General features: G+C 65.2%; 13 protein-coding genes. 10 read left to right on the top strand and 3 right to left on the bottom strand.

What is annotated here, in order from left to right; all coding sequences use genetic code 11:
* Both VKI00_RS17945 and hisN read right to left on the bottom strand, forming a co-directional pair.
* A partial coding sequence (locus tag VKI00_RS17945) for an acyl-CoA dehydrogenase family protein (protein ID WP_324439703.1) occupies window positions 1-623 on the bottom strand: 623 nt, incomplete at its 3' end.
* Between the two features lie 84 nt (window positions 624-707).
* Entirely contained in the window at window positions 708-1,496 is a 789-nt protein-coding gene (hisN, locus tag VKI00_RS17940) for a histidinol-phosphatase (RefSeq protein WP_324439701.1), read from the bottom strand.
* Between the two features lie 23 nt (window positions 1,497-1,519).
* On the opposite strand from hisN, the gene VKI00_RS17935 reads away from it, so the two are divergent.
* Window positions 1,520-1,837, top strand: coding sequence for a hypothetical protein (locus tag VKI00_RS17935; RefSeq protein ID WP_324439699.1), 318 nt, complete (start codon window positions 1,520-1,522; stop codon window positions 1,835-1,837).
* Window positions 1,838-1,844: 7 nt separating this feature from the next.
* Here VKI00_RS17935 and VKI00_RS17930 read toward each other — a convergent pair whose 3' ends face one another.
* Window positions 1,845-3,215, bottom strand: a complete 1,371-nt coding sequence (locus VKI00_RS17930; RefSeq protein ID WP_324439697.1) for an FAD-dependent oxidoreductase — start codon at window positions 3,213-3,215, stop codon at window positions 1,845-1,847.
* Between the two features lie 136 nt (window positions 3,216-3,351).
* Here VKI00_RS17930 and prfB point away from each other — a divergent pair, with 136 nt between their 5' ends.
* The 9 genes from prfB (at window position 3,352) to VKI00_RS17885 (ending at window position 10,635) form a co-directional block, all read left to right on the top strand.
* A complete protein-coding gene (gene prfB / locus VKI00_RS17925) occupies window positions 3,352-4,467 on the top strand; it encodes a peptide chain release factor 2 (RefSeq protein WP_324439695.1) in 1,116 nt (371 codons plus the stop codon).
* Window positions 4,457-5,425, top strand: coding sequence for a mechanosensitive ion channel family protein (locus VKI00_RS17920; RefSeq protein ID WP_324439693.1), 969 nt, complete (start codon window positions 4,457-4,459; stop codon window positions 5,423-5,425). The genes prfB and VKI00_RS17920 overlap by 11 nt, the downstream gene beginning before the upstream one ends.
* 8 nt (window positions 5,426-5,433) lie before the next feature.
* Entirely contained in the window at window positions 5,434-5,895 is a 462-nt protein-coding gene (locus tag VKI00_RS17915) for a hypothetical protein (RefSeq protein ID WP_324439691.1), read from the top strand.
* 104 nt (window positions 5,896-5,999) lie between these two features.
* Complete coding sequence (gene ftsE / locus VKI00_RS17910) at window positions 6,000-6,689, top strand: cell division ATP-binding protein FtsE (protein ID WP_324439707.1); 690 nt, start codon at window positions 6,000-6,002, stop codon at window positions 6,687-6,689.
* Window positions 6,690-7,583, top strand: coding sequence for a permease-like cell division protein FtsX (ftsX, locus tag VKI00_RS17905; RefSeq protein ID WP_324439689.1), 894 nt, complete (start codon window positions 6,690-6,692; stop codon window positions 7,581-7,583).
* A gap of 2 nt (window positions 7,584-7,585) precedes the next feature.
* Window positions 7,586-8,080, top strand: a complete 495-nt coding sequence (gene smpB, locus VKI00_RS17900) for an SsrA-binding protein SmpB (protein WP_324439686.1) — start codon at window positions 7,586-7,588, stop codon at window positions 8,078-8,080.
* The gene (locus VKI00_RS17895) at window positions 8,077-8,925 is read left to right on the top strand and encodes an EamA family transporter (protein ID WP_324439684.1); all 849 of its coding nucleotides are present in this window, start codon (window positions 8,077-8,079) and stop codon (window positions 8,923-8,925) included. Before smpB ends, VKI00_RS17895 begins: the two co-directional genes overlap by 4 nt.
* A complete protein-coding gene (locus VKI00_RS17890) occupies window positions 8,922-9,767 on the top strand; it encodes an EamA family transporter (protein WP_414687232.1) in 846 nt (281 codons plus the stop codon). The genes VKI00_RS17895 and VKI00_RS17890 overlap by 4 nt, the downstream gene beginning before the upstream one ends.
* A 22-nt stretch (window positions 9,768-9,789) precedes the next feature.
* Window positions 9,790-10,635: a maleylpyruvate isomerase family mycothiol-dependent enzyme gene (locus VKI00_RS17885; RefSeq protein WP_324439682.1), complete on the top strand. Its 846-nt coding sequence runs from the start codon at window positions 9,790-9,792 to the stop codon at window positions 10,633-10,635.
* Window positions 10,636-10,820: the final 185 nt, after the last annotated feature.

Here is a 10,820-nt window from a genome sequence, read left to right as displayed (position 1 = left end):
TGGTCGGCGCTGCCCCAATGGGTCAGCGCGGCGGCGACGCCTGCCGGGGCCAGGATCGGCAGGGCCAGCCCCATATCGCCGTAGGCCAGCGCCTCGGCGACCAGCACGTTGGTCACGCTGGAGCGGTGTTCGGCGATGCCGTCGAAATCCTCGGGAACGTTGACCGCGGTGATCCCCAACTCCGCCGCCTTGGCGACCAGGTCTGGGGGATAGGTCGTTGCTTCGTCGGCGTCATGGGCTGCCGGACGCAAGATTTCTTCGGCGAATTCCTCGACGGTCTCGACGATGAGCTTCTGGTCGTCGTCCGGCGTCAGGTCGTAGTAATCCTTGCCGCTGGTCTTCAGCCGGGTCGGTCCGCCGCGAAGGCTCTGGACCCGCTTGAACTGACGGGTGGTGGCCCCGGCGGTGGAGAACATCGTCTGGACGCCGTAGCGCAGCGTGCGGTTGAGCGGGTCGCGCAGATGGTACTTGTCCAGGAATTCCTGACCGACTATAGGCGTAAGCAGGCCCATTGCGATATCAATGCCGGTCCTCTTGTGCTTGTACTCGCCGACGGCGGTTTTGCGACCAGCGCGTTTCTTGCGGTGCTTGGAGCCGTTTGTCGAAGCGACAGTATTTGTCATGATCAGCAGCCTCGGTCGTTGGGGCAGTGCGGATAACTGTATCTTACTCCGGAGTAAGGTAGGTTGTTAAGTACTTCACACCGGCTATCCGGCGGCGAGGCGGCCCAATACCTCGTCGTGCAGCAGCCCGTTAGTCGCCACGGCGCTGCCGCCGTGCGGCCCGCTGGTGCCATCGAGGCTGGTGAACGTCCCGCCGGCCTCACATACCAGGATGTCCAGCGGCGCCAGGTCCCACACCGACACCTCGGGCTCGGCGGCGACGTCGACGGCCCCCTCGGCCACCAGGCAGTACGACAGGAAGTCGCCGTAGGCGCGCACCCGCCACACCGCATCGGTCAGCTCCACGAAGCGTTCTCGCAGGCCGAGCTGAGCCCACCCGGACAGGCTGGAGAATGACAAGCTGGCCGAATTCAGCTGTGCCACTGAGGAAACCGACAGCCGGCGAGCGGGGGCATCGCCGACCGCTGCGAACGCGCCGGCGCCGGCGGCGGCCCACCATCGGCGCTGCAGTGCCGGCGCGCTGACCACCCCGACACATGGCACGCCGTCGTCCAGTAACGCGATCAGGCTGGCCCACACCGGCACGCCCCGCACGAAGTTCTTGGTGCCGTCGATCGGGTCGATGATCCACTGCCGGCCCGCCAAAGTGGTTGACCCGCCGAACTCTTCGCCAAGGATGCTGTCGCCGGGCCGGACTCGCCCGAGCGTCTCGCGCAAACCGGTTTCGACCGCGCGATCCGCGTCGCTCACCGGCGTCAGGTCCGGTTTGGTGTCGACCTGCAGATCCAGCGCCCCGAAGCGTGCCAGCGTCACCTCATCGGCCTGGTCGGCCAGCGCCAACGCCACCGCGAGATCGTCATCGATGCGGTTCATGGCTGAAGTCCTACCATGACGTTGTGTGGGAAATCGGAGCGATGCTGGTGCTCGTCACCGTCCTGGTGCTGATCCTTGCTCCGCGGTTCATCCGCCGCGGCCCGCGCGCGGACGCGCTCAACGGCACGCTGCTGATCACCGGAGTCAGCCCGCGCCCGGACGCCACCGGCGAGCAGTACGTGACGATCAGCGGTGTCATCGACGGACCGACCGTCAACGAGCACACCGTCTACCAACGGATGGCCGTCAACGTCGACAAGTGGCCGACCGTGGGCGAACTCAAGCCGGTCGTGTACTCGCAGCGAAATCCCGACAACTGGACGTTCGCCGCTCCCGACTAGGCCGCATTCAGCCGTGGCTGATATGCAGCATTTTGGCCAGACTCGGCAGTTTGACGCGAGGCCGCCCGTGCGGCTCGCCGGCCGATCGCTCGTGCTCGTCGATCAGCTTCCAGTGCGCGGAGGTGACCAGCTTCGGCTGGCGGGATTCGAGCCAGTCGGCGAGTCTGTCGCGGTGGTCGTCGGGGAAGTCCGCCAGCTCTTTCGCGTCGGCGAGATCCGCGATCAGAGTGTCGACCGTCTCCTGGGAGTCCTTTTTGTTGGTGCCGATCACGCCGGACGGCCCGCGCTTGATCCAGCCGACGACATACTCGTTGCGCCGCCCGTCCACCCGCCCGCCAGTGTGGGGGATGGTCGCGCTCTTGTCGTCGAACGGTAGGCCCGGAGTCGGCAGGCCGCGATACCCCACCGACCGCACGACCAGCTGAACTGGCAGCTCCTCGCGTTCGCCGGTGTCCTTGGCCGCGACCCGTCCTTTCTCGTCGGTGACCAGCTCATTTCGGCCCAGGACGATGCTCTCGACTCTCTCCTCGCCCTTGATCTCGATCGGCGAAGTCATGAATCGGAACACCATCCGCCGGTGTCCCGGACGCGGCTCGTGGCCGGCGTAGCCGCGCAACGCCTTGATGTTCTGCTTGGTCGTCTTGTCCGCGGCCTCGAGATCCTCGTCGGTGATGCCTTCCAGCTGAGCCGGGTCGACGATCACGTCGAGGCCTTCGAGGTCTGCCAGTTCACGCAGCTCGAGCGTGGTGAAAGCGGATTGCAGCGGGCCGCGACGACCGATGATCACCACTTCTTCTACGCCGCGGGGGCGCAGCGATTCCAAGGCGTGGTTGGCGATGTCGGTTTCTGCCAGCACATCGGGGTCGGTCACGAGGATGCGCGCGACGTCGAGTGCGACGTTGCCGTTGCCGACGACGACGGCCCGGGCGCCCGACAGGTCAGGAGTTGTGTGCTCAAAGTGTGGGTGGGCGTTGTACCAGCCCACGAAGTCGACCGCGGCGACGCTGCCGCGCAGCTCTTCGCCGGGGATGTTCAACGACCGATCCGACTGGGTCCCGATCGCATAGATCACCGCGTCGTAGCGTTCGGCCAGTTCAGCGGGTTCGACGTGTTCGCCAACGGCGACATTTCCGAAGAAACGGAACCGCGGGTCCTCGGCCGTCTTCTCGAACTGCCTGCTGATCGACTTGATTTTCGGGTGGTCCGGCGCGACGCCGGAACGCACCAGGCCCCACGGTGTGGGCAGCATTTCCAGCATGTCGACGGCGACGGCAAAGTCTCCAGCGTCCGTCGACGCATCGGCCGCTTTGAGCAGTGACGCCGCCGCGAAGAACCCGGATGGACCAGAACCGACGATTGCGACGTGGTAAGGACGCATAATTCCCGATGCTAAACGTCTGCCGCGCTGAGTCGCCGCGCATATCAATTGCCCGCCTCCCCCTCACCCCGCTTCACGGGCCGCATCGTCGGCGGGCGTCGCGCGCTTATCAGGCGCGCCGGTAACGTGATCAGCTGTGGACCCCGACCGGCAGGCTGATATCGCCGCACTTGACTCCACCCTGACCACGGTGGAGCGGGTGCTCGATGTCGACGGTCTGCGCAGCCGCATCGAGAAGCTCGAGCACGAGGCGGCCGATCCCAACCTGTGGGATGACCAGGCCCGGGCGCAACGGGTGACCAGCGAGTTGTCGCACACCCAGGGCGAGTTGCGCCGCGTCGAAGACCTGCGCCGTCGTCTCGACGATTTGCCCGTGCTCTACGAAATGGCTGCCGAAGAGGACGGCGCCGCCGCGGCCGAGGCAGAGGCCGAGGCGGATGCGGAACTCAAGGCGCTGAGTGCCGACGTCGAGGCGATGGAGGTCCGCACCCTGCTGTCGGGCGAATACGACGAGCGCGAGGCGCTGGTCACGATCCGCTCCGGCGCCGGTGGCGTGGACGCCGCGGACTGGGCCGAGATGCTGATGCGGATGTATATCCGGTGGGCCGAACAGCACAAGTACCCCGTGGAAGTGTTCGACACGTCTTATGCCGAGGAAGCCGGGATCAAAAGCGCGACCTTCGCCGTGCACGCCCCGTTCGCCTACGGCACCCTGTCCGTCGAACAGGGCACTCACCGGCTGGTGCGGATCAGTCCGTTCGACAACCAGAGCCGACGGCAGACGTCGTTCGCCGAAGTTGAGGTGTTGCCGGTGGTGGAAACCACTGACCACATCGACATTCCCGAGGGCGATTTACGCGTCGACGTCTACCGCTCCAGCGGCCCAGGCGGTCAGTCGGTGAACACCACCGACTCCGCGGTTCGACTCACCCACATCCCGACCGGTATCGTCGTCACCTGTCAGAACGAAAAGTCGCAGCTCCAGAACAAGGTGGCGGCGATGCGCGTTCTGCAAGCAAAGTTGTTGGAACGCAAGCGCTTAGAAGAACGCGCTGAACTTGACGCATTGAAGGGGGACGGCGGCAGCTCCTGGGGGAACCAGATGCGGTCTTATGTACTGCACCCGTATCAAATGGTCAAAGACCTGCGTACGGAGTATGAGGTGGGTAACCCGGCTGCCGTTCTCGACGGGGACATCGATGGGTTCCTCGAAGCAGGAATCCGGTGGCGCAACAGAAAAGATGACGACTGATACACGCATTCTCTCGTTAGCAACTGCCCAACCTTGGTGGGATGTCTGGCGCGGTAATCTCCGCGACTGGATGCTGACCAGCGGCTTGCACATCGTCCTGCTGCTCATCGGGGCAGTGCTGGCGGCAAGATTCATCAACTGGGTTGCACAGAAGGTGACCCAGCGACTCGACGAGGGGTTCACCGAGAGCGACGCGTTAGTGCGCTCGGAAGCGAACAAACATCGCCAGACCCTCTTGTCGCTGATCTCGTGGATCTCCATAGTGCTGATCGCCATTGCGGTAGCCGTACAGCTGGCCGACATCCTGAACATCTCGGTGAGCGGGTTTGTGGCGCCGGCGGCGGTGGTCGGGGCTGCGTTGGGTTTCGGCGCTCAACAGATGGTGCGAGACCTGCTGGCCGGGTTGTTCATCATCCTCGAGAAGCAATACGGCTTCGGCGATCTAGTCACGCTCACCGTCGTCTCGGCGACTGACGCCACCGGCACCGTCGAAAATGTGACGCTACGAGTCACTCGGCTGCGCGCCGCGGATGGCGAGTTGTTAACGATCCCCAACGGTCAGATCGTCAAAACGGTTAACCTGTCCAAAGATTGGGCGCGCACCGTCGTCGACATCCCGGTGCCGACCAGCGCTGACCTCAGCATGATCAACGACGTGCTGCGCCAGGCGTGCGAGCATGCCCGCGACGACAAGCTGTTGGGGGAATTGCTGCTGGATGCGCCCACCCTGATGGGAGTGGAAAGCATCGAAGTCGACGCCGTCACGTTGCGCTTGGTTGCGCGCACGCTGCCCGGCAAGCAATTCGAGGCCGGTCGGCGCCTGCGGGCGCTGGTGGTTCGCGCTCTGGCCCGCGTCGGCGTTGACACCCCGAGTGGGCAACCGGTGGCGGTGGGCGCCATCGTGCATCCCGCGACGGCCGCGGGCGCCGAGGACGAAACGCAGGGTCCCAGCCATTGACGAATTTCATGGTGAAACGCCTGCGAAGGCACGATGACGCGCGACGCCGCTGGCCGGAGTACCTGTTCGGCGGTCATATTCGTACGTCCACCTTCGTGCTGATCGTGGCATTCGCCGCGGTGTGGTTCGTCTACAACGACCACCAGCAGTCCCTCAAGTCCACCCCCAAGACCACCCAGGTACCTGCCACCCAGATAGTGCCGCCCGGCTTCGTGCCGGACCCGAACTACACCTGGGTGCCGCGCACTCGCGTCCAAGAGCCGACACCTACCGTGACCGAGACGCCGACAACTACGCCGCCGCCACCGCCGACAACCACGACGGCGCCGCCGCCTTTCCAACTGCCGACGATTGTCTTGCCCCCGCCGTTCGGTCCGCCCGTCACCACCACCGCGCCGCCGCCCGGCCAGTCGCCCACACCCGCACCGGCGCCAGCGCCCCCGCCACTGCCCATACCCGGCTTGCCCTGATGGCCCGGCTTCTCCTCGGGCCGCCCCGCGGCCCGCGTCGTCGCCGCCCGGACGGCCTGGCTGGCGAACGTTAGCGAAACTCACCGTTACACTGGCGGACCGTGATGATCACCCTCGACCACGTCACCAAGCAGTACAAGTCCTCGGCGCGCCCTGCCCTGGACAACATCAATGTGAAGATCGACAAGGGTGAATTCGTCTTCCTGATCGGCCCGTCCGGCTCCGGCAAGTCGACGTTCATGCGGCTGCTGCTGGGCGCCGAGACGCCCACCACAGGCGATGTCCGGGTCTCGAAGTTTCACGTCAACACGCTGCCCGGACGCCACATCCCGAAACTGCGTCAGGTACTCGGCTGCGTGTTCCAGGATTTCCGGCTTTTGCAGCAGAAGACGGTGTTCGAGAATGTCGCGTTCGCACTCGAGGTCATCGGCAAGAAGCCGGAGGTGATCAACCGGGTGGTGCCCGACGTGCTGGAGATGGTCGGCCTGTCCGGCAAGGCGAGCCGGCTGCCGCACGAGCTGTCCGGCGGCGAGCAGCAGCGGGTGGCCATCGCCCGGGCTTTCGTCAACCGGCCGCTGGTATTGCTGGCCGACGAGCCCACCGGCAACCTCGACCCGGAGACCAGTAACGACATCATGGATTTGTTGGAGCGGATCAACCGCACCGGCACGACGGTGCTGATGGCCACGCACGACAACCACATCGTCGACTCGATGCGCCAGAGGGTGGTGGAGCTGTCGCTGGGCCGGCTGGTCAGAGACGAGCAGCGCGGTGTCTACGGGATGGACCGCTAAGTGCGTTTCAGCTTCCTGTTCAACGAGGTCCTGACCGGTCTTCGTCGCAATGTCACGATGACCGTGGCGATGATTCTGACCACCGCAATTTCGATCGGCCTGTTTGGTGGCGGCCTGCTGGTGGTCCGATTGGCCGACCACTCCCGCAGCATCTACCTGGACCGGGTCGAGACGCAGGTCTTCCTCAACGACGACATTTCGGCCAACGATGCGACCTGCGCGAGTCCGCCGTGCAAGGCGTTGCGCGAGAAGATCGAGTCGCGTAACGACGTGAAGTCGGTCCGGTTCCTCAACCGTCAGGACGCCTACGAAGACGCGATTCGCAAGATCCCACAGTTCAAGGACTTGGCGAGCAAGGATGCCTTCCCGGCGTCGTTCATCGTCAAGCTGGACAACCCCGAGCAGCACACCGATTTCGACGCTGCGATGCAAGGGCAGCCCGGGGTGGACCATGTGCTCAACCAGAAGGAGCTGATCGACCGGCTGTTTGCCGTGTTGGACGGTCTGAGCAACGCTGCCTTCGCCGTCGCGTTGGTGCAGGCCGTCGGGGCGATCCTGTTGATCGCCAACATGGTTCAAGTCGCGGCCTATACGCGTCGCACCGAGGTGGGCATCATGCGGTTGGTCGGCGCCACCCGCTGGTATACCCAGCTGCCCTTCCTCGTCGAGGCCGTGGTGGCGGCCACCGCCGGCGTGATCATCGCCGTCGTCGGCCTGATCTTGGTGCGAGCGCTGTTCCTGGACAGCGCGCTGAGCCAGTTTTATCAAGCGCATCTGATCGCCCCGGTCGACTACGCCGACATCCTCTACATCGCGCCGCTATTGCTGGTGGTGGGCGTCCTGATGGCCGGGGTCACCGCGTACGCGACGTTGCGCCTCTACGTGCGGCGGTAGCCGTGGCCAAAAAGGCGCCCGGCAAGTCGCAGCCAGGAAGACAGATCCTGGCCAGCAACCGCAAGGCACGACACAACTACTCGATTTTGGAGACGTTCGAGGCCGGGGTGGTTTTGCTCGGCACTGAGGTAAAAAGCCTGCGGGACGGCAAGGCGTCGTTGGCGGACGCGTACGCAACTGTCGACGACGGCGAAGTCTGGCTGCGCAACCTGCACATTCCGGAGTATCACCACGGCTCGTGGACCAACCACGAGCCGCGTCGCAACCGAAAGCTGTTACTCCACAGGCGCCAGATCGACACACTCATCGGCAAAATCAAAGATGGTAACCTCGCGCTCGTTCCGTTGTCGCTCTATTTCTTCGAAGGAAAAGTCAAGGTGGAGTTAGCACTTGCGCGAGGCAAGCAAGCCCACGACAAGCGACAGGACATGGCACGCCGCGACGCTCAGCGGGAAGTGGTGCGTGAGTTGAGCAGGCGAGCCAAGGGCATGGATTGATCGGCGCCGCGTACGCTCAGCTGTCCGCGGTCAGCTATGGGGTGAGTGACTTCGTCGGGGGTGTGGCTTCCCGGCGGACGGCTGCGCTCCGCGTCATGCTGGTGACCTACCCCATCGCCACCGTGCTGCTCGGCGTGGTGGCCGCGACGGCGGGTGGACCGGTCCGCCCGGGCGCCCTGCTGTGGGGGTCCCTGTACGGGGTCAGTCAGTCGATCGGGGTGTATTGGTTCTACGCCGCCGTGGCCGCCGGACCGATCTCGGTGGTCTCACCGCTGGCGGCGGTGCTCAACGCTGCGGTCCCGGTCGCCGTCGGCGTGGCGCTCGGCGAGCGGCCGGGGGAGATCGCGTCGGTAGGCGTCGTGATGGCGATGATCGCGGTGATCTTGGTGAGCCGAGAGTCGCCCGCCGACGAGGATGTCCGGACCCACAAGTTCACCAGCAAAGTGGCCTGGCTGACGGTCGGCTCGGGGGTGGCGTTCGGGCTGGACTTCGTGCTGCTGCACGAGGCCCCGGCAGAAAGCCGGCTTTGGCCGCTGTTCTTTGCGCGGGCGGCGGCCACCGTGCTGGTGTTCGCCGTCGCGGGGATGAGCAACAACTTTCAGCTTCCGTCCCGGACGCCGCTGCGGCTGGCGGTCGCGGCGGCGCTACTGGATACCTGCGCCAACATCACCATGCTGCTGGCAATACAGAAGTGGATGCTGTCGTTGGCCAGCATCTTGATCTCGCTGTACCCGGCGACGACCGTCATCCTGGCGATCATTGTGCTGCGCGAGCGGGTCACCCGCTGGCAGGCGCTCGGCATGATGCTTGCGGGAGTGTCGGTCAGCATGATCGCCGCCACTTGACCGGAATCGCGCTGGCTCTGCTGTCGGCGATCGGCTTCGGCGTCAGCGACTTCGTCGGTGGAATCGCCTCGCGCGGAGTGGCCGCTTTGCGGGTCGTGTTGGTGTCCTATCCGATCGTGGTGGTGTTGCTCGGCGTGCTGGCCGCCGTTGTCGGCGGGCCGATCTCTGCCGGCGCCGTGATATGGGGCTCGCTTGGCGGCATCGGCCAGGCGTGTGGTGTGTGGTGGCTGTACGCGGCGCTCGGTGCCGGCCCGATTTCGGTGGTCTCGCCGCTGACGGCGGTGCTGACGGCTGCCGTACCTGTCGGGGTCGGGGTTGCCCTTGGGGAGCGGCCCGGCGTGGTGGCTGTAGCCGGCGTCGCGCTGGCGATGGTGGCCGTCGTACTGGTCAGCCGACAGGCCACTGATGAAGACGTGACGCCGCATCGGTTTACGAAAAGTGTTGCCGCGCTGACGGTTGGCTCCGGGGTGGCGTTCGGGCTGAACTTCGTGCTCATCCATCAGGCCCCGGCCGAGTCCCGACTGTGGCCGCTGCTGTTCGCGCGCATATCGGCCTGCATCTTGGTGATCATCGTGGCGGCGGCGAGCCACAATTTGCGGTTGCCATCCGGGAAGTCGTTGAGGCTCGCGCTCACCCTGCCGGTGCTGGATGCCGGCGCCAACGTCGCGATGCTGCTGGCGCTGCATGCGTCGTTGCTCTCGTTGACCGGCGTCTTGATCTCGCTGTATCCCGCGTCGACTGTGGTGTTGGCGATGGCGGTGCTGCGAGAGCGAGTGACTCGCTGGCAAACGCTCGGCATGGTGTCGGCGGCGGTGTCTGTGGCGATGATCGCCGCTAGGTAACACCGGTCTAACATCGGGCGGCATGAGCAGTCCCGCGCGTCCGGTCACCGAACTCGACAAATCTGATGTGCTGTCAGGCCTTTTCGACACTTGGGACAGCCTGGACCGATTGCTCACCGGGCTGTCCGAGCAGCAGTGGGAGACGCCGACGCCGCTTCCCGGCTGGTCGGTGCACAACGTGGTCGCCCACATCATCGGCACCGAATCGGTGCTGCACGGAATCAGCACACCGGATGCCGACATCGATGTCGCGACACTGGCTCACGTGCGCAACGACGTCGGCGTCGCCAACGAGTGCTGGGTCCGTCACCTGAGCGCGGAATCGGGTGCCGACCTCCACCAGCGGTTCCGCACATTGACCGCCGATCGCTGTAAACGCCTGACCGACATGTCCGTCGGCGACTGGAACGCGCCGACCCTGACGCCGGTGGGCCCGGACAGTTATGGCCGATTCATGCGGATACGGGTTTTCGACTGCTGGATGCATGAGCACGACATCCGGGATGCGCTGGACAAACCGGCGGCCGACGCGGAGCTGGCGGGCCCGGCGGCGCGGCTGACGCTCGACGAGATGGCCGCCAGCATGGGTTTCGTGGTTGGCAAACTCGGGAAGGCGCCCGACGGGTCGCGGGTCGCTATCGAGCTGACCGGCCCGCTGGCGCGCACGATCCGCGTGGTTGTCGACGGTCGCGCCAAGTTGGTGGAGGACTTCGGCGGACAACAACCGACGGCCACCATCCGGGTGGACGGTGTGCTGTTCACCCGGATGGCCGGCGGCCGAGCCGACACCGCTGCTGGCGGCGTCGAGCTCGGTGGTGACAAAGAGATCGCGGCGCGCATCGTCGAGCAACTGAATTACACGATCTGACCAGATCATGATGTTGCGCAGCCGGGATGTTTAATGCCGGAGCCGTTGTTAGAGATCGCGTACCATTGATTGTCCTGCCGAAAGTCGGCGGGGATGCGAGGGGCTGAACGGTTTCGACTTCGCGCATCGAATCAAGGGAAGCGTGCCGGTGCAGGCAAGAGACCACCGTAAGCGTCGTTGCAACT

The organism is Mycobacterium sp. (assembly GCF_035314665.1).
Taxonomy (GTDB): Bacteria; Actinomycetota; Actinomycetes; order Mycobacteriales; family Mycobacteriaceae; genus Mycobacterium.
The sequence above is the reverse complement of the archived record's forward strand: the minus strand, read 5'-3'. Positions and strand labels throughout refer to the sequence as shown.